Consider the following 18,453-nt stretch of genomic DNA (forward strand, 5'->3'; position numbering starts at 1 on the left):
TCACCGCTCCGCGAGGCGGGTGCTGTCGACGAGTTGGCGGGGGGCCCGCGGGCCGGAGAGGCTCTTCGCCTGGTACATGGCCGCGTCGGCGCGGCTGAGCGCGTCGGTGAGCTGGGCCGGGCCGGTCACCGGGGAGAGCCCGACCGAGGCGGTGACCCGGACGCTGCACCCACTGAGCCGGATGGGCGCGGCGACGGTCTCGCTGAGGCGTCGGGTGGCGTGCTCGATCCAGCGCCTGTCGACGGTCGGGCTGGCGAGCAGGCCCGCGAACTCGTCGCCGCCGAGACGGGCGACGAGGTTGTCCCCGGCGAACCCGGCCAGCCGTTCGGCCACGCTGATCAGCACCTGGTCGCCGGCGGCGTGCCCGTACCGGTCGTTGATCTGCTTGAAGTCGTCGAGGTCGAGCACGATGGCGATCAGCGGCTGGCCGTCGGCGTTGGTGAGCAGGGCGGCCGCGAGGCGGTAGAAGGCGCGTCGGTTGGGCAGCCCGGTGAGCGGGTCGTGGCTGGCGGCGTGCCGTTCGGCGGCCAGCTCGGCCTGGAGGTGCCCGATCTCGGCCTCGGCCTGCAGGGCCCGGCGGCGCATCTGCCAGGAGGAGAGGAGTGCTCCCGCGGCACAGAGGCCGGAGGCGACGCTCATCGGATCCGGCACGAGACCTCCCATCGCCGCGACCGCCTCCAACCGTCGGTCTGCGCGGCGCGGTGCCGCGTCGGGCCAGTTTTCCCTGGTGGTTGCCCCAGTCGGGGTAACGCAAAGTGAACGGATAAGCACCGATCACGTGCGTTATCATGCTCGCCGTCCGGTGCAGATGCAATAGCAGATGCACGTGCATAACCGTCCGATGTCGATACCGCACCCTCGCCGTCACCGCTCCTCCCACGGGCACCGGCGGGCTCGTGAGCAGAAAGACGCCTCTCATGCAACAGCCACCCAATGGCGTTCCGATTCCTCAGTTGCCCCCGCTGACCTGGCTGAAGAGCCGCCGCAGCAACCCGAGCGGCAACTGTGTCGAACTCGCCGAACTGCCCGGGGGAGCCGGCATCGCCGTTCGCAACTCGCGCCATCCGGAGGGACCCGCACTGATCTACACAGTGGACGAGATCGCGGCGTTCGTGCTCGGCGCGCGCGACGGCGACTTCGATCACCTGATCAACTGACCGGCCGTCGAAGGCCGTCCCGGCGACGGGACTGAATCGCCGGTCCGGAGGAGTTCACCTCACTGTCGGTCCATGGCATGCTTACACGTCGGCCGGGCTGGGTGCCCGACCGCGTGGTCGGTATCCGGAGGTCCGCACGTGACGATGGTTCCCGCCGAGGGCGGCCCGACAACCGGGCCGACCGTGCTGCGCATGCTGCTCGGCGCCCAACTGCGCCGCCTGCGCGAGTCCAGCGGGGTGACCCGGGAGGGCGCCGGGTGGGAGATCCGCTCCTCCGAGTCGAAGATCAGTCGGATGGAGCTGGGACGTGTCGGCTTCAAGGAGCGCGACGTGTCCGACCTGCTCACCCTCTACGGCGTCAGCGACGAGGGCGAGCGCGAGGCGCTGCTGAAGCTCGCCCGGGACGCCAACAGCCCCGGCTGGTGGCACCGCTACGGCGACGTGCTGCCCAGCTGGTTCCAGTCGTACCTGGGCCTGGAGGCGGCGGCCGCGCTCATCCGCAGCTACGAGGTGCAGTTCGTCCCCGGCCTGTTGCAGACCCGGGAGTACGCCCGCGCGGTCGTGCTGCTCGGCCACGGCGCGGCCGGCGCCGCCGAGATCGATCGCCGCGTGGCGTTGCGGATGCAGCGCCAGCAGCTGCTCCACCGGGACAACCCGCCGCAGCTCTGGGCCGTGGTGGACGAGGCGGCGCTCCGCCGTCCGATCGGTGGGGCCGAGGTGATGCGGGGCCAGCTCACCGCGCTCATCGAGGCGACCAAGTCGCCCACCATCCGGCTCCAGGTCATCCCGTTCGCCGCCGGTGGCCACGCGGCCGCCGGTGGCGCCTTCACCATCCTGCGCTTCGGCGACCAGGAGCTGCCCGACATCGTCTACATCGAACAGCTCACCAGCGCCATCTACCTCGACAAGCGCGACGACCTCGACTATTACGCCGTGGCCATGGAACGGTTGTGCGTCGAGGCCGAGCCGCCGGAGCGTACGCCGGAGATCCTTTCTCGGCTGCTGGAGGAGCACTACCCGGCGTGACCACCGACCGGGCGGCGCGCGTCGTCGGAGTGGCATTAGCATGAGCGGCGGCCGGTCACAGTGGACGAACGACACCGACTGGGTGCGCACAGAGTCATGGAGGCAGCCTTGACCACCGACACGGACGGTACGACGGGCGGCTCACCGAGCGACCGGATCGACACGGCGGTGCCGCACCCCGCCCGCCGCTACAACTACTGGCTCGGCGGCAAGGACAACTTCCAGGCCGACCGGGAGTCCGGCGACGCGATGGCAGCCGCGTTCCCGACGATCCGCACCTCCGCCCTGGAGAACCGCCGATTCTTGCGACGCGCGGTGGGTTACCTGGCCCGCGAGGCCGGCATCCGGCAGTTCCTCGACATCGGCACCGGCATCCCGACTGCCGACAACACCCACGAGGTCGCCCAGGCCATCGCGTCGCAGTCGCGCGTGGTCTACGTGGACAACGACCCGATCGTGCTCGCCCACGCCCGTGCGCTGCTGACCAGCTCGCCGGAGGGCGCCACGGCCTATATCGACGCCGACCTGCGCGACCCGGAGAAGATCCTCGCCCACCCGGAGCTGCGACGCACCATCGACCTGGCGCAGCCCGTCGCGCTGATGCTGGTGGCGGTGCTGCACTTCGTGCCGGACGACGACGACCCGTACGCGCTGGTGCGGCGGCTGCTCGACGCGCTTCCGGCCGGCAGTTACCTGGCCGCGTCGCACGCCACACATGAATACCTGCCGCCCGCGATCGCCGAGGAGGCCAGGGCGGCGGCCAAGGGTGGCGGCCCGCACGGGCTGATCAACCTGCGTACGCGGGCCGAGTTCACCGGCTTCTTCACCGGGCTGGACGTGATCGAGCCGGGCATCACGTCGGTCGCCGAGTGGCGTGCCGAGAGCGAGCCGCAGCCTCGGCCGTCGGTGGTCGAGGTGAGCATGTACGGCGGTGTCGCCCGCCTGCCCTGAGCGACCGGCCCGGGTCAGGTGCCCGAGGCGTCGTACCGTTCGCGGGCGGAGTGCACCTCGCCGATGTGCGTCTCGGCCCACGCCTTGATGGCGCGCTGCACCGGCAGCAGGCTCTCGCCCAGCGGCGTCAGCCGGTAGTCGACCCGGACCGGCACGCTCGCGGTCACCGACCGGTCGACCAGGCCGTCGCGTTCCAGCTTGCGTAGCGTCTGGGTGAGCATCTTCTGACTGGCCCCGGCAACGGTACGGGCCAGTTCGCTGTGCCGCAGCGGCCCGTCGGCCAGTGCGCTCACCACGAGCGTCAGCCACTTGTCGCTGAGTGTCGCCAACAGCTCGTGGCCCGGGCACTCGGCCAGGAAGGCGTTGTACCGGCGGCGTTCCCGCTCGCGGCGCTCGTCGGCGGTCATGGTGGCCATCGTGAACCTCCCGGGTGCCCAGGGCACCCGAAGGTGCCTCCTTCCCGCCGCAGACTAGCGCTCCTAGCGTCGCCGGTATGAGAGCTGTGATCGTCCGCCGGTTCGGCGGCCCCGAGGTCCTGGAGATCGCCGACCTGCCCGTGCCGGAGCCGGGAGTCGGACAATTGCGGGTGCGCGTCGCCGCCGCCGCCGTCAACCGGATCGACCTGTCCACCCGCAGCGGCGCGTTGAGTGCGGCGGGTCTGCTGCCACCGCTACCCGTCGTGGGGCTGGGCTGGGACGTCGCCGGGGAGGTGGACGCGGTCGGGCCGGGCGTGCGGCGGTTCGCGGTGGGCGAGAAGGTGATCGGGCTGCGGGACCTGCTCTCCGCGCCGGGCGCCCAGGCCGAATGGGTGGTGCTGGACGAGGACGCCCTCGCGCCGGCGCCGCGTACCGTCGCCCCGGAGCTGGCGGCGACGTTGCCCCTGATCGGTCTCACCGCGGCCCGGTCGCTGGCCCTCACCGGTCTGGGCGTGGGACGGACGTTGCTGGTGACCGGCGCGGCCGGCGGGGTGGGTGGTCTGCTGCTCGAACTGGCGGCGTTGCGCGGCGTCCGGACCGTCGCGGTGGCCGACGCCGCTGACGAGGAGCTGGTGCGGGGGTGCGGGGCGGACTGGTTCGTGGCGCGTACCGAACGGCTCGGCGCGGCCGTGCGCGCGGTGGTCCCGGGTGGGGTGGACGCGGTCGTCGACGCGGCGGTCGTCGGGGTCGCCGCGCACGAGGCGCTGCGGGGTGGGGGCACGTTCGTCGCGCTGTTGGCGCCGTTCGCCCCGCCGCCGTTGCGGGCCACGCGGGTCGTCGTGCAGGAGGTCCGCGCCGACGGCGCACGACTGGCCGAGCTGTCCGCACTCGTCGACGGCGGCCAGCTCAGTCTGCGTCTGGCCGACCGGCTGCCGCTGATCGAGGTGGCGGCGGCGCACGAGCGGGTGGCCGCCGGGGGCCTGCGGGGTCGGCTGGTGCTGGTGCCCTGACCGGGCTTGCGTATTGACCGTCGCGAACTCGTCGGGTTAGTCTCTGTATCGATCCAGTCTGAATCGATACAGAGAGGTGCCGGGTGAAGCCAACACTGCAAGCCGTGGCGGACGCCGTCGGCGTCTCCCGCAGCACCGTGTCCAACGCCTACAGCCGTCCCGACCAGCTCTCGGCGGCACTGCGCGAGCGGATCCTCGACGCCGCCCGCCAACTCGGCTACCCGGGGCCCAACCCCACCGCCCGGTCGCTGCGTCGCGGCTTCGTCGGCTCGATCGGGGTCCTGTTCACGTCGCAGTTGTCGTACGCCTTCACCGACCCCTTCGCGGTCCGCTTCCTCACCGGGGTGAGCGCCGCCGCCGAGCGGCACGGCACCAGCATGCTGCTGGTGCCGCTGCCGCCGGCGCAGACCGACGCGCGCCGGGCGGTGGAGAACGCCGCCGTCGACGGCTTCTGCGTCTACTGCGTGGCCGACGAGGAATGGGCGTTGGACGTGATCCGCGCGCGCGGACTGCCGTACGTCAGCACGGCTCCCCGCGACGACGCCGGCGCGGACGAGCGGTACGTCGGCATCGACGAGCGGGCGGCGGCCCGCGGCATCGCCGCGCACGTCGCCGGTCTCGGCCACCGCCGGGTGGCCCTGCTCGCCGACGCCGTGCTGCCCGACGCGCCGGCCGGCCCCCTCACCCTCGACGGCGTGCACGAAGCGTGGCACCCGACGACACGCGGCCGGCTCACCGGCTTCGCCGACGCGTTCGGCGAGGTCGGCGTCGACTGGGCGGACCTGACGGTGGTCAACGCCCTCGGCAACAGCCGTCAGGCCGCGGCCGCCGCCGTCGCCGGACTGTTCGACGGGCCTGCACCGCCGACCGCAGTGCTGGCCGGCTCCGACGTGCTCGCCCTCGGCGTGCTCGACGCGCTGGCCCAGCGACCGGGCGGCGCCAACCCGCCGGTCTCGGTGACCGGCTTCGACGACATCCCCGAGGCCGCCGCGGCCGGCCTCACCACCGTCCGGCAACCGGCCGAGGACAAGGGCCGCATCGCCGCCGAACTGCTGCTCGACCCGCCCGCGGACGCCGCGGCCGGTCATGTGCTGCTACCCACCGCACTCGTCGTCCGGGCCTCCACCGGACCTGTCCCGAGGAGTTGACCATGGAATTCCCCACCGGCTACGTCACCGCTCTCGACGCGATGAACCGGCACGTCACCTCGGCCCGACCGGACGCCCCGGTCGTGGTCGAGCGCACCCGCCGGCCACTGCTGACCCCCACCCGACAGGTGACAGCCGTCGCCCTGCGCCGCCTCGCCGACCGGATCCAGCCCCGACCGGTGCCCCGCTGCTCCTGACTTTCGGTACACCCGGGACGAACGGTGCTGGTCCGGGCACGCAGAGTGGTCGATTGCGCACTCGCCAGGCAGACTGGTGAAGCCATGTCACCCTTCACGCCCACCCTCCGCCTCCACGACCGCTACGTGCTGCACGAGCGGATCGGTCTCGGTGGCATGTCCGAGGTGTGGCGGGCCGACGACGAGGTGCTCGGCCGCCCGGTCGCGATCAAGGTGCTCGCCGGGCAGCTCGCCGCCGACCCGCAACTGCGGGCCACCATCCAGCGCGAGGCCCGCGCGGCCGCCCGGCTGACCCACCCCCACGTCACCCAGGTGTACGACTACGCCGAGGCCACCCTGGCCGGCGGCGTCGTCGTCCCGTACCTGGTGATGGAGCTGGTCGAGGGGCACAACCTGGCCGACCGGCTGCGCGGCGGCCCACTGCCCTGGCCAGAGGCGGTCCGGGTCGCCGGGCAGATCGCCGCCGCGCTGGCCGCCGCGCACCGCATCGGCGTGGTGCACCGCGACGTCAAGCCGGGCAACGTCATGCTCACCGACACCGGCGCCAAGGTTCTCGACTTCGGCATCGCTGCGCTCGGCGGCCTCGACAGCCAGTCCGGCGAACCGCTGATGGGCACTCCCGCGTACTTCGCCCCGGAGCGCCTCGCCGCCGGTCCGCCCGACCCGGCCAGCGACGTCTACGCCCTCGGCGCACTGTTCTACCGCACGCTCACCGGCCAGGCGCCCCTGCCCGTGCAGACCTGGGAGGACGCGCTGGAGGTGCACCGGCGGGGCACTCCGGTGCCGCCGCTGCGGGTGGACGGCCTGCCCGGCGACATCGCCGAGCTGACCCTCGCGTGCCTCGCCGCCGACCCGGCCCGCCGGCCGAGCGCCGCGCAGCTGGCCCGCCGGTTCGGCGCCGGTCAACCGGTCGAGCCGCCCACCGAGCTGCTGCGCATCCTGCCGCCGGCCGCGCCGGCCCACCCGCCGACCCTGATCGACCGCTCAGTCGCCGCCCGCCCCGCGCCGGTCGCGACCCCGCCGGCCCGTCGCCGCTCGCGTCGGCCCCTGGCCCTCCTCGTGGCGGCCGGTCTCGCGGTGCTTGTCGGCCTCGGCGCCCTGCTCACCCAGGGCGACGGCACCCCCGACACCTCCGGCTCCGCGCCGACCGCCGCTGCGCCGTCGGCCTCCGCGCCGACGCCCGCGCCCAGCACACGGTCACCGAAGCCGACGGCGTCGGCCTCCACGTCGCCGCCCGCCACCAGCAACCCCGAGCCCTCGAGCGTCGGCCAGCAGGTGCCGATCAGCTTCCGCCAGGTGAGCGACGAGTTCGGCGCGGTGCTCTCCGCGGCCGTGGCCCGCGGCGACGTCGACCGGCGGACCGCCGAGGACCTCCGCGACGACCTCGCCGACGTGAACCGGCGGTCCAAGGACCGCGACCGGCGCATCGCCGACCTGCGGAACACCATCGCCGAGTTGGTGGACCGTGGCCGGCTGCCGCAGCAGACGGGCGCCCACCTCGACGCCCTGCTCAGCCGGGCCGGTGACCTGTCCACCGGCCGCGCCGACGACTGAGCGCATGGCGCGCTCGCCCGCGCACCGCCGCCGGTCGTAGTCTCACCCGATGACGACACCGCAGACGCACACCCTCGCCCTACCCGGCGTCGATCTGGTCTACGACGTGCACGGCACGCTGCCCCCGTCCGGCGGTCACCGTGTGCTGCTCATGATCGCCCAGCCGATGACGGCGGAGGGCTTCCAGGCGCTCACCACGTACGTCACCGACCGCACCGTCGTCACCTACGACCCGCGCGGCCTCGGGCGCAGCACCCGCACCGACGGCCGGTCCGACAACACACCCCAGCAGCAGGCGGCCGACCTGCACCTGCTGATCGACGCGCTCGGCGTCGGCCCGGTGGACATCTTCGCCAGCAGCGGCGGCGCCGTGACGGCCCTCGAACTCGTCGCCACCCACCCCGATGACGTCGCCACGCTTGTGGCGCACGAACCGCCGATCAACGCGGTGCTCCCCGACGCCGCGGCCGCCGAGCGCGCGCGGGCCGGCTTCCACGAGGCGTACGAGGCCAAGGGTTTCGGGGCCGGCATGGCCGCGTTCATCGCGATGACGTCGTGGCAGGGCGAGTTCACCGACGCCTACTTCGCCCAGCCCGCGCCCGACCCGGCGTCGGTCGGCATGCCCAGCGAGGACGACGGCAACCGCGACGACCCGCTGCTGTCGAAGAACTCGTGGGCGATCACCGACTACCGGCCCGACGCGAGCCTGCTCACCGCGGCGTCGACCCGGATCGTGATCGCGGTCGGCGAGGAGTCGACGGGGACGTACACCGCGCGGACGGCCCTCGGCACGGCGGCGCTCCTCGGCCAGGAAGCCGTGGTGTTCCCGAGTCACCACGGCGGCTTCCTCGGTGGCGAGTTCGGCTACGCGGGCAAGCCCGAGGAGTTCGCGGCGCGGCTGCGCGACGTGTTGGACGCCGACTGACGACGATCTTCTCCACCGGCCGTACGGACGGCTGATCCATCCGTTCGCGTCGCTGGCATGATGGGCCGATGCGAACACGGCTGATCTTCGTGCGGCACGGCGAGTCGGTCCACCAGATCGACGGGGTCGTGGGCGGCCCGCACGGCTGCCGCGGCCTGACCGCGCTCGGCCACGACCAGGCACAGCGGCTGGCCCGGCGGCTCGCCGACGACTACGCCGTCGACCGTCCGACGGCGGTGTACTCGTCCGTGCTGCGCCGCACCGTCGAGACCGCGCAGCCCATCGCCGCGGCGTTCGGCATCCGCCCCCTCGCCGACTGTGGCCTGTGCACCTGGCACACCCCGCCGTACGCCGACGGGCTGCCGGTCACCCGATTCCGGACGGAACACGCGGTGGCCGGTGGGGGTGTGTTCCGGCCGTTCGAGGACGGCAACGAGAGCTGGGCCGAACTGGTGGTACGCGTCAGCCGCGCCATCATGGAGATCGCGCACCGGCACCGGGGCGGCACAGTGGTCCTGGTCGGCCACAGCGAGACCGTCGAGGGGGCGTTCCACGCCCTCGCCGCGCAGCCGATCTTCCGGGCGTTCGACCTGGACGTGCCACCCGCCTCGATCACCGAATGGGTCACCGACCACGACCCCGGCGGCTGGCCACCGGCCCGCTGGACCCTGCGCCGCTTCGGGGACACCACCGGCCTGACTGGAGCGTGATCCAGTAACGCCGTGCGCGTCAGTCGCTCAGGATCTGCTCGCGAAGGATCTCCGCGTGCCCGCAGTGCTGGGCCAACTCGCGCAGCACGTGCAGGTACACCCAGCGCAGCGGCAACGGGCCACGCCGGTTGCCGCGCAGCACGTCGTCCAGGCCCAGGGACGCCGTCGCGCGACGGGACGCCTCACACGCCTCCCGATGGGCCGACCGGATGCTGGCGATGGTGTCGCCGTCGTCGAGGATGAAGGACTCGTCCGGCGTCGCCGGGAGGCCGATCTCGGTGCGCGACCGACACGTCACGGCTTCGTCGAACCACACCTTCTCGACGAACGTCGCGTGCTTCACCAGACCCAGCAGGGTCGTCCGCGACGGCACCAACGAGCGGCGCGCCTGCTCCTCGGTCAGCCCGTCCAGGCAGCCGTTGAGGGCTTCGCGGTGCTCGTCGATGAACGCCTCGAACTGCGTCTGGGCCGGCTGATTGACGACATCCTCGGCGAACGTCGGCGGGAAAACGGTCATGGACCGAAGCATGGCAAACGCCTCCGCCCAGGGGCAACCACGGCACGCTCAGCCGTGCCGGCCGTCGAGAGCGGCACGCTCAGTGGATTGTCGTCGCGGTCACCTCGCCCGACGCGGTGCCCACCCGGGCGGCCACGTCACCCCGTGGCGTCCAGATGGCCGACCGGCCCGCCGCCTCGGTGTAGCCGCCGCCGGTCGACCCGGCGAAGCTCGCCATGGCCACCCAGACCCCGTGCGTCGTGGCGATCCGTCGGGCCCGCTCGTCCGGCACGGCGGCGTCGCACGCCATCTCCAGCACCCCCGCCGCGTACACGTCGATCCCGAGCGCGGCCGTGCGCTGCGCGTGCGCGGCGACGCCGGTGTCCTTGCAGACCGCCAGCCCGATCCGCCACCCGTCCACGTCGAGCACGCTCGGTGTGTCGCCCGGCCGGAACCGCTGCGCCTCGGTGCCGCCCAGCCACATCTTGCGGTACGCCACTCGCACCCCGTCACCGGTGACCGCCAGCACTCCGATGTGGTCACCCGCCACCGGCGCGCCGGCCAACGCCAGCGTGCCCTCCTCGGCGCACGCCCGCACCAGCGGCGCCAACCGGCTGTCGTCCACCGGCACGGCCGGGCCGTCCCACTCGTACCCCGTCAGTGACAGCTCCGGGAACACCACCACCCGGGCGCGCGCCGCGCGGACCGCGTCGGCGTGCGCCCGCGCGTTCTCTGCGACATCCAGGGGTACGCACGGCGGCTGCGCCACGGCGAGCCGCATCGGGGTGCGGTTTTCCGCACCCCCGCCGGTGTGGGCGACCCGCGGGACCGGGCGGTCCGCCTCATGGTCGATTCTCAGGATCGGTTCGTAGCGTGGGGACATGATTCGAACGTCGCACGCCGTCCTCGCCACCGGAACCCCCGCCGCCGCGGCCGAACCGCCCGAGGGCGGAATCGTCGGCTACGTCAGCGATCTGGTGGAACGGCTCGGCGGGCCGGGCGCCGGTCTGGCGGTGGCGCTGGAGAACCTGTTCCCGCCGATCCCCAGCGAGGTCATCCTGCCGCTGGCCGGGTTCGTGGCCGCGCAGGGTCGGATGAGCCTGGTCGGCGCGATCTTCTGGACCACGCTGGGCTCGGTGCTGGGCGCGCTGGCGCTCTACCTGATCGGCGCGTCCCTGGGCCGGGAGCGGATGCGCGGCATCGTCGCCCGCCTGCCGCTGGTGAAGCTCAGCGACGTGGACCGGACCGAGGCGTGGTTCCTGCGGCACGGCGTCAAGGCGGTGTTCTTCGGCCGGATGATCCCGATCTTCCGGAGCCTGATCTCCATCCCGGCCGGGGTGGAGCGGATGCCGGTGCGGACGTTCCTGCTCTACACGACGCTTGGCAGCCTGATCTGGAACACCACCTTCGTGCTCGCCGGCTATCTTCTCGGCGACAACTGGCACCTCGTCGAGGGCTACGTCGGCACACTTCAGAACGTCGTGATCGTCGCCTGCGTCGCGGCCGTCGCCTGGTTCGTCGGGTCGCGGGTGCGGCGGGCCCGCCGCACCGCGCGAAACCCCGAGTCGGCCGACCCCTCCGATCCTTCCCGGCACGGTGCGCAGGCGTCGGGGATGCCCGATCCGGGTGGTCGGGGCACCCTCTACCGGGGCGGCTCCTGGGCCTCGGACGAGCGCTGACCGGGCGAGGGGAGCGCAGTGGCAGGGGAGCGGCGTACCCGCCGGTGGTGGGCTCGGCTGCGGCTGCCGGTCGGCGTCGCCGCCGGGAGCGCGACGGCCGCCGTCGGGCTCGGCTTCCTGACCGTCGCGGCGGTCGCATTCGTCGTGTCCGTGCTCGCGCCCGCGGCCAGCCGCCGGGTCACCGACCTGACCAGACGGTACGCGGGACAGCTCGTGGCCCTGGAACGTCGGCGCCTCGCCGGTCTCCTCCCCGCTGGCGACCTGCCGCCGCCGACGCGCGAGGTCGACACGCGGCGGCAGGTCGGTTACCTCGCCGCCCGGCTGCTGCCCGGCACGCTCGGCCTGCTGGCATACGCCGTGCTGGGCATCGGGCTGGTGCTTGCCGGGATCGTGGTGCGCGCGGCGGTACGCGGCGAGCTGAGCCTCCTCGACACGCTGTCCCAGGTCGCCGTCGGTGCGGTGCTGCTCCTGCTCAACATTCAGGCCCTCGCCAGCATCGCCGCGCTTGACGTCCGGCTGGCTCGGCGGCTGCTGCGTCCGGACAGCCGGGCCGAGCTGACCCGGCGGGTGCAGGAGCTGACCACCAGCCGGGCGGCGGTCATCGCAGCGGTGGACGCCGAACGGCAACGCATCGAACGCGACCTGCACGACGGCCTCCAGCAGCGACTGGTCGCCCTCGGCATGCTGCTCGGTCGCGCCCGCCGCGCCCGCGACAGCGACCGCACCCGCGCCCTGGTCGCCCAGGCCCACGAGGACGTGCAGCGGGCCGTCGAGGAGTTGCGCGAGGTGGCGTGGCGGGTCTACCCGTCGGCGTTGGACGGCAGCGACCTGGGCGAGGTGCTGGCCATGGTCGCCCGCCGCTCCGAGGTGCCGGTGCGGATCCGCTGCGACCTGCCACAGCGCCCCGAACGGCAGATCGAGACGGTGCTCTACTTCGTCGCCTGCGAGGCGCTCACCAACGCCGCGAAACACGCCGCCGCTACCCTGGTCACGGTCGAGATCGACGTACGGGAGGGGTGGGTCCGCATGCGCGTGCACGACGACGGCGTCGGCGGCGCGGATCTCACCGGGCGCGGCCTGTCCGGGCTGGCCCGCCGGGTCGCCGCGCTGGACGGCCGACTGGGCGTGACGAGCCCGGCCGGCGGCCCGACCACAGTGCTCGCGGAGCTGCCGTGCGGCTAGTTCTCGCCGAAGACTCGACGCTGCTCCGGGAGGGCCTCACACGGCTGCTCGCCGAGGAGGACCACGAGGTGGTCGCGGCCGTCGGCACCGCCGACGAACTCGTCGAGGCGGTCGGCCGGTCCCGTCCCGACGTGGTCGTCACCGACGTCCGGATGCCGCCCACGCACACCGATGACGGGTTGCGTGCCGCGCTGGAGATCCGCAGGCGCTGGCCCGACACCGGTGTCCTCGTGCTGTCCCAGTACGTCGAGCGGCGCTACGCCGCCCGGCTCCTCGCGGACCGTCCCGAAGGGGTCGGCTACCTGCTCAAGGACCGGGTCGCGCAGGTGGACGACTTCCTCGACGCCCTCGACCGGGTCGCCGCCAAGGGCACCGCGCTCGACCCGGAGGTGGTCCGCCAGGTGGTGGCCGGAACGGATCGACCCGACCCGTTCGGCCGACTCACCCCACGCGAACGGGACGTCCTGCACGAGATGGCTCAGGGGCACACGAACGCCGCGGTCGCCGAGCGGTTGCACGTGTCGCAGAGCGCCGTGGAGAAGCACGTCAACGCCATCTTCGACAAGCTCGGCCTCGCCCACACCACCGGCTACAGCCGCCGCGTCCTCGCTGTCCTGCGCTACCTGGGCAGCACCTCCTAGAGGGCGCAACGTCCCGATCGTCCGGGCCTTGCGGTACCGGGCGACTCTGCGTGGATCGTCACCCGACGGCCCGCTCAGGCTCTCGGGCGCGGTGGGTCGCGGGCGTGATGTCCGGTTGTGGGCGCCCTGGGGTGTGACCGGGTGCATCCCTGGGCCGGAATCGTGGCGGGCCGGGGGTCGTTACACACCCTGACGATCGCAGGACCACGGCCGCACCGCCCGGTCGACCGGGATGGGAATGGCCGGCCGGGTCGGGTCGTTGCAGACCCCCGAACGACCGTGAGCCCCGCCCTCGGGTCCGCTACGTGGCCCCGCAGGGCACGGGAATGACCCCGGACCGGTGCTCGTTACACACGGTCCCGGCGCCACGAGCCCCCGCTCGCAGGCCGCCGCGCCGCGAGCCCTCGGCTCGCAGGCCCCCAGACTTTCCCCCTTGACAGTGCAGCGCCGGACGAGGTGCTCACACCCGCGCCGCCGCCCCCTGGTGGTGTGGGTGTTCCTACCCCCGAAGGAGCTACCCCCATGAACACGATCTTCCGTAAGAGCATGCTGTCGGTTGCTGGTCTCGCGTTCGCCGGTGGTGTCTTCGCCGGTCCGATCGCCCATGTCGCCACCCCGAGCATGGACGCCCGGCCGGTGGCCGTGGTGCAGGCCGACAAGCCCGACACGAGCAAGCTGATCCCGCACGGCACCCAGGGCGACCAGTCGCACATCGACCTGAACGACGAGCAGACGGCAAACGCCAAGGCGATCATCGCCGCCACGAAGAAGGCCGGCCTGCCCGAGCGGGCGGCGGTCATCTCGATCGCGACGAGCTTGCAGGAGTCGAAGCTGGAGAACCTGGGTCACCTCGGCGATATGAATGACCACGACTCGCTGGGCCTGTTCCAGCAGCGCCCCTCCTCGGGTTGGGGCACGCCGGAGCAGATCACCGACCCGGAGTACTCGACGACCGCGTTCCTGAAGGGCCTGCGTCAGGTCGACGGGTGGCAGGACATGCCGCTGACCGAGGCCGCGCAGACCGTGCAGGTGTCGGCGTACCCGGACGCGTACGCCCAGTGGGAGCAGCAGGCCGCCGACCTGGTCGGCCAGTACTGGAACAGCTGACCCACCGCACGACCCGACCGACTGGCCGGCATCCCGAACCCGGGGTGCCGGCCATCGGCACACCCACCCACCGCTCACCCGGCCTGGCCCGAGTGGCATGCCCTCCGCAACAGATCTCGGACAGTTTCCGTCAGGGCGGAACGGAAACTGTCCAAGATCTGCGCGGGGCGGGAACATCGGAAGGGGTTGGCTGGTTGTGAAGCTGTGTCGGTGTGATCCAGTGTCCCCGGGCCTCACCTCAATGCCCTCGCGGAATACCGTTCGGCTGGAGCCGCGTCGCGCCACTCGCCGAGAGGCGACCTGCACACCGACACCAGCGCCGCCCCCGGCCCAACCGGCCGGGGGCGGCGCTGTCTGTGCCCATCGGGCACGATGATCTGCCCTCGGTCACGGCACAATGGTCCGGTGACTGTGGCGGAGACCTGGTCGGAGCAGTCGGGTGTGCTCGTACTGCCCAGCGGCGCGATGGTGCGCGGGCGTCGTGTCGCCGCGACCGCCTCGCCGGCAGACTTCGCGCTGCTGTTGGCGCCCGGCCCGGAGCCGGCCTGGCCGCACCGGCGGATCAGGTGGCCCGACTTCTGGGTGCCGCTCGACCGGGCGGACGCACTCGACGCGTTGCGCGTGGCACTGCGAAGGGCACGCGACGGCGAACGCGTCGAGGTGGCGTGCCGGGGCGGCGTCGGCCGGACGGGAACGGCGTTGGCCGCGCTGGCGATCCTCGACGGCCTGCCGGCCGAGCGGGCGGTGCCCTGGGTCCGGGCGGGCTACCACCCGAAGGCGGTCGAGACACCCTGGCAGCGGCGCTGGCTGCGCCACGTCACCTGACCCACCGGACGCCACGCCACTACGCCGCCTGACCGACCACCCCCTCCGACCCTCAACCCTGGGGCGGCGCGGCTGGCCGGTGGACGTACTCGCGCAGGTGGGTGGCGGTGAGGGTGTCGCCGTGGGCGACCAGGTCGGCAGGTGTGCCGGTGAAGACGATGCGCCCGCCGTCGTGTCCGGCGCCCGGGCCCAGGTCGATGAGCCAGTCCGCGTGGGCCATCACGGCCTGGTGGTGCTCGATGACGATGACCGTGTTGCCGGCGTCGACCATGCGGTCCAGCAGGGCCAGCAGTTGATCCACATCGGCCAGGTGCAGGCCGGTGGTGGGCTCGTCGAGGACGTACGTGCTGCGCTTCTCCGCCAGGTGGATGGCCAGCTTGAGTCGTTGCCGCTCCCCGCCGGACAGGGTGGTCAGCGGCTGGCCGAGGCTGAGGTAGCCCAACCCGACGTCGACCAGTCGGCGGAGAATGGGGTGCGGGAAGAACTCGTACGCCTCGGTGACCGACATGGCCAGCACCTCGCCGATGTTCCTGCCGCGCAGCGTGTACGTGAGGACCTCGTCGGTGAACCGCCTGCCCTCGCACCGCTCGCAGACGCTCGCCACGCCGGCCATCATCGCCAGGTCCGTGTAGATCAGCCCGATGCCCTTGCAGGCCGGGCAGGCGCCCTCCGAGTTCGCGCTGAACAGTGCCGCCTTGACGCCGTTCGCCTTGGCGAAGGCGGTACGGATCGGGTCGAGCAGTCCGCTGTAGGTGGCCGGGTTGCTGCGTCGTGACCCGCGGATCGGGGACTGGTCCACGATCACCACACCGGCCCGGCCGCGCAGTGACCCGTGGATCAGTGAGCTCTTGCCGGAGCCGGCCACGCCGGTGACCACGGTGAGGACGCCGAGCGGGATGTCCACGTCCACGTCGCGCAGGTTGTGCAGGTCGGCGTGGCGGATGGTGAGCTGGCCGGTCGGTAGGCGTACCTCCTCGCGCAGTGTCACCCGGTGGTCCAGGTGCCGCCCGGTGAGCGTGTCGGAGCCGCGCAGGCCGGGAACGTCGCCGGTGAAGCAGATCTGCCCGCCGGCGCTGCCCGCGCCCGGCCCCAGGTCGACGACGTGGTCGGCGATGGCGATGGTCTCCGGCTTGTGCTCCACCACCAGCACGGTGTTGCCCTTGTCGCGCAGGCGCAGCAGCAGGTCGTTCATCCGGGCGATGTCGTGCGGGTGCAGGCCGACGGTGGGTTCGTCGAAGACGTACGTGACGTCGGAGAGGCTGGAGCCGAGGTGTCGGACCATCTTCACCCGCTGCGCCTCGCCGCCGGAGAGGGTCGCGGACTCCCGGTCCAGGCTGAGGTAGCCCAACCCGATCTCGACCAGCGAGTCGAGCAGGTCACGGAGGTTGCCGACCAGCGGCGCGACCCCGGGGTCGTCGATGCTCCGTACGAACGCGGCCAGGTCGCTGATCTGCATGGCGGAGCACTCGGCGATGCTGCGTCCGCCGATCCGCGACGACCGGGCCGCGGCGTTGAGCCGGGTGCCGTCGCAGGTGGGGCAGGTGGTGAAGGTGACCGCACGGTCGACGAAGGCGCGGATGTGCGGTTGCATCGAGTCGCGGTCCTTGGCCAGGTAGAGCCGCTTCACCTTGACCGCGAGGCCCTCGTACGTCCAGTTGTTGCTGCCCACCTTGATCTTCGTGGCCGGCTTGTGGAGGAAGTCCTCCCACTGCTGCGGCGTGTAGTCCTGCAGTTTCACGTCCGGGTCGAACAGCCCGGAGCCGACGATGGTCTGCCAGTACCAGGAGTCCACCGCGAAGTTCGGCACCGTGATCGCGCCGTCGTTGAGCGAGCGCTCGACGTCCACCAGCTCGTTGACGTCGAGGTCGGAGACCCGGCCCAGCCCCTCACAGGTGAGGCACATGCCTTCGGGCAGGTTGAAGCTGAACGCGCCGGCGCCACCGACCGACGGCTCGCCGAGCCGGCTGAAGAGGATCCGCAGCATGGCGTACGCGTCGGTGGCGGTGCCGACTGTGGAGCGGGAGTTGACGCCCATCCGCTCCTGGTCGACCACGATGGCGGCGCCGAGGTTGCGCAGCGAGTCGACGTCCGGCCGGTTGAGGTTCGGCATGAGCGACTGGAGGAACGCGCTGTAGGTCTCGTTGATCAGGCGCTGGGACTCGGCGGCGATGGTGCCGAACACGAGCGACGACTTGCCGGAGCCGGAGACGCCGGTGAAGACGGTCAACCGGCGCTTGGGGATGTCGACCGAGACGGCGGCGAGGTTGTTCTCCCGCGCTCCGCGTACCTCGATCATGTCGTGGCTGTCGGCGGCGGACCTTGCTGGCTGCGACATGCGAACCCTTCACGAGGTCGTGGCGGGTGATCTCCCGCCGGACTGGTGGATTACATTGTCTCATTCGTCCTCCTGTAGAGCCTTTTGTCGACAACACAGCGTGGGCCGGGACGAAAGGAGATGGAAAGTCTCAAATCACGTGTCAACCGGTACGGTGGCCGCGTGGAGACCGTGCCGAAGGATCGCCTGCGGGCCGTGGACCTCGCCGCCACCGTCGGGATCTCGGTGCAGCAGGTCCGCAACTACGTCGACGAGGGCGTGCTGCCACCGGTGCGGCGCACCGCGAGCGGCTACCGGATCTTCACGACCGCGCACGCCCGCGCGCTGACCGTGGCCCGACGGCTGGCCGAGGGGCACGGCTGGGGCCGTACCCGGGAGATCATGGCGGCGGTGCACCGGGGCGACGTGCCGGCGGCCCTGGCGGCGCTCGACGGCGGCCATGCCGAACTGGACCGGGAACGCGCCGACATCCGCCGCGTGCTCGGCGCCTTCGAGACCGTGCTGGCCGAGCCGCCGGCGACCCGGCCGGCGCCGCGCCGCGGCGTCCGTATCGGCGAGGTCGCCACCCTGGTCGGGGTCCGGACCTCCCAGCTGCGTCTGTGGGAGGCGCGCGACCTGCTGCGGCCGGGCCGCGCGCCCGGCACCAACTACCGGGTGTACGACGAGACCGAGCTGCGCGCCGCGCAGGTCGTCGCGCTCCTGCGCCGGGGCGCCTACCCGTTCGAGATCATCGCGGCGGTGCTGGGCGAGTTCGCGCACCACGGGCAGCGCCCAGCGGGTCCGCGCCGAGCTGGCCCGCCGTGAGCAGGACCTGCACGCCCGCAGTCTGCGCCGGTTGCGGGGGAGCGCCGCGCTGCACGACTACCTGGTGGAGCGGGCCGCCGCCGGATGGTCGAGCGGCCAACCGCTCCCGCCGGGCGATCTTGTTGACTAGGGTCGGGCGCATGAGAGCTGCGCTGCTGGCGGTCACGGCGTCCGCCGTCCTGCTCGCTCCCGCGCCGGTCCCGGCCGCTGCGGCGGCCCCCGCGCCAGCCACCGCCACGGAGGCCACCGCCACGGAGAGTGCTGCCGCGGCGCGGGCCGTGCGCTGCCCG

The 18,453-nt window shown here is 72.7% G+C and carries 20 protein-coding genes; 15 read left to right on the forward strand and 5 right to left on the reverse strand.

What is annotated here, in order from left to right:
- Positions 1–651, reverse strand: coding sequence for a GGDEF domain-containing protein (locus MILUP08_RS15610; protein WP_007459298.1), 651 nt, complete (start codon positions 649–651; stop codon positions 1–3).
- A 266-nt stretch (positions 652–917) separates the two neighbouring features.
- On the opposite strand from MILUP08_RS15610, the gene MILUP08_RS15615 reads away from it, so the two are divergent.
- From MILUP08_RS15615 to MILUP08_RS15625, 3 genes are all read left to right on the forward strand, one after another.
- Positions 918–1,157 carry a DUF397 domain-containing protein gene (locus tag MILUP08_RS15615; RefSeq protein ID WP_007459300.1) on the forward strand — a complete coding sequence of 80 codons (240 nt, stop codon included), beginning with the start codon at positions 918–920 and terminating at the stop codon, positions 1,155–1,157.
- Positions 1,158–1,295: 138 nt separating this feature from the next.
- On the forward strand, positions 1,296–2,183 hold the full coding sequence (locus MILUP08_RS15620) for a helix-turn-helix domain-containing protein (RefSeq protein ID WP_007459302.1): 888 nt from the start codon (positions 1,296–1,298) through the stop codon (positions 2,181–2,183).
- Between the two features lie 96 nt (positions 2,184–2,279).
- Positions 2,280–3,134, forward strand: a complete 855-nt coding sequence (locus tag MILUP08_RS15625) for an SAM-dependent methyltransferase (RefSeq protein ID WP_007459304.1) — start codon at positions 2,280–2,282, stop codon at positions 3,132–3,134.
- 14 nt (positions 3,135–3,148) lie between these two features.
- On the opposite strand, the gene MILUP08_RS15630 is transcribed toward MILUP08_RS15625, so the two are convergent.
- Positions 3,149–3,550 carry a winged helix-turn-helix transcriptional regulator gene (locus MILUP08_RS15630; RefSeq protein ID WP_007459306.1) on the reverse strand — a complete coding sequence of 134 codons (402 nt, stop codon included), beginning with the start codon at positions 3,548–3,550 and terminating at the stop codon, positions 3,149–3,151.
- Positions 3,551–3,627: 77 nt separating this feature from the next.
- Between MILUP08_RS15630 and MILUP08_RS15635 the strand changes: the two genes are divergently transcribed.
- From MILUP08_RS15635 to MILUP08_RS15660, 6 genes are all read left to right on the forward strand, one after another.
- On the forward strand, positions 3,628–4,560 hold the full coding sequence (locus MILUP08_RS15635) for an NADP-dependent oxidoreductase (protein ID WP_007459308.1): 933 nt from the start codon (positions 3,628–3,630) through the stop codon (positions 4,558–4,560).
- A gap of 104 nt (positions 4,561–4,664) precedes the next feature.
- A complete protein-coding gene (locus MILUP08_RS15640; protein WP_237747082.1) occupies positions 4,665–5,708 on the forward strand; it encodes a LacI family DNA-binding transcriptional regulator in 1,044 nt (347 codons plus the stop codon).
- A 2-nt stretch (positions 5,709–5,710) separates the two neighbouring features.
- On the forward strand, positions 5,711–5,905 hold the full coding sequence (locus MILUP08_RS15645; RefSeq protein ID WP_039906068.1) for a hypothetical protein: 195 nt from the start codon (positions 5,711–5,713) through the stop codon (positions 5,903–5,905).
- An 84-nt stretch (positions 5,906–5,989) separates the two neighbouring features.
- Positions 5,990–7,459: a serine/threonine-protein kinase gene (locus MILUP08_RS15650; protein WP_007459315.1), complete on the forward strand. Its 1,470-nt coding sequence runs from the start codon at positions 5,990–5,992 to the stop codon at positions 7,457–7,459.
- 49 nt (positions 7,460–7,508) lie between these two features.
- Positions 7,509–8,384, forward strand: coding sequence for an alpha/beta fold hydrolase (locus tag MILUP08_RS15655; protein WP_007459317.1), 876 nt, complete (start codon positions 7,509–7,511; stop codon positions 8,382–8,384).
- Between the two features lie 68 nt (positions 8,385–8,452).
- Positions 8,453–9,094 (forward strand): histidine phosphatase family protein, encoded by a 642-nt coding sequence (locus tag MILUP08_RS15660; protein WP_007459318.1) that lies wholly within the window; start codon positions 8,453–8,455, stop codon positions 9,092–9,094.
- 19 nt (positions 9,095–9,113) lie between these two features.
- Here the strand turns inward: MILUP08_RS15660 and MILUP08_RS15665 are convergent, their stop codons facing one another.
- Both MILUP08_RS15665 and MILUP08_RS15670 read right to left on the reverse strand, forming a co-directional pair.
- Complete coding sequence (locus tag MILUP08_RS15665) at positions 9,114–9,611, reverse strand: DinB family protein (protein ID WP_039906071.1); 498 nt, start codon at positions 9,609–9,611, stop codon at positions 9,114–9,116.
- 79 nt (positions 9,612–9,690) lie between these two features.
- A complete protein-coding gene (locus tag MILUP08_RS15670) occupies positions 9,691–10,371 on the reverse strand; it encodes a carbon-nitrogen hydrolase family protein (RefSeq protein WP_007459320.1) in 681 nt (226 codons plus the stop codon).
- Between the two features lie 100 nt (positions 10,372–10,471).
- On the opposite strand from MILUP08_RS15670, the gene MILUP08_RS15675 reads away from it, so the two are divergent.
- From MILUP08_RS15675 to MILUP08_RS15695, 5 genes are all read left to right on the forward strand, one after another.
- Positions 10,472–11,269, forward strand: coding sequence for a DedA family protein (locus MILUP08_RS15675; protein WP_007459321.1), 798 nt, complete (start codon positions 10,472–10,474; stop codon positions 11,267–11,269).
- 18 nt (positions 11,270–11,287) lie between these two features.
- Complete coding sequence (locus MILUP08_RS15680) at positions 11,288–12,451, forward strand: sensor histidine kinase (RefSeq protein WP_007459322.1); 1,164 nt, start codon at positions 11,288–11,290, stop codon at positions 12,449–12,451.
- A complete protein-coding gene (locus MILUP08_RS15685; protein ID WP_007459323.1) occupies positions 12,442–13,092 on the forward strand; it encodes a response regulator transcription factor in 651 nt (216 codons plus the stop codon). The genes MILUP08_RS15680 and MILUP08_RS15685 overlap by 10 nt, the downstream gene beginning before the upstream one ends.
- 522 nt (positions 13,093–13,614) lie before the next feature.
- The gene (locus MILUP08_RS15690) at positions 13,615–14,199 is read left to right on the forward strand and encodes a hypothetical protein (RefSeq protein WP_007459325.1); all 585 of its coding nucleotides are present in this window, start codon (positions 13,615–13,617) and stop codon (positions 14,197–14,199) included.
- 405 nt (positions 14,200–14,604) lie between these two features.
- Positions 14,605–15,024 (forward strand): protein-tyrosine phosphatase family protein, encoded by a 420-nt coding sequence (locus MILUP08_RS15695; RefSeq protein ID WP_007459326.1) that lies wholly within the window; start codon positions 14,605–14,607, stop codon positions 15,022–15,024.
- Between the two features lie 52 nt (positions 15,025–15,076).
- On the opposite strand, the gene MILUP08_RS15700 is transcribed toward MILUP08_RS15695, so the two are convergent.
- The gene (locus tag MILUP08_RS15700) at positions 15,077–17,359 is read right to left on the reverse strand and encodes an ATP-binding cassette domain-containing protein (RefSeq protein ID WP_007459327.1); all 2,283 of its coding nucleotides are present in this window, start codon (positions 17,357–17,359) and stop codon (positions 15,077–15,079) included.
- 162 nt (positions 17,360–17,521) lie between these two features.
- Here MILUP08_RS15700 and MILUP08_RS15705 point away from each other — a divergent pair, with 162 nt between their 5' ends.
- On the forward strand, positions 17,522–18,163 hold the full coding sequence (locus tag MILUP08_RS15705; protein WP_202805219.1) for a MerR family transcriptional regulator: 642 nt from the start codon (positions 17,522–17,524) through the stop codon (positions 18,161–18,163).
- Positions 18,164–18,453: the final 290 nt, after the last annotated feature.

It is taken from the genome of Micromonospora lupini str. Lupac 08, assembly GCF_000297395.2.
Classification (GTDB): domain Bacteria; phylum Actinomycetota; class Actinomycetes; order Mycobacteriales; family Micromonosporaceae; genus Micromonospora; species Micromonospora lupini.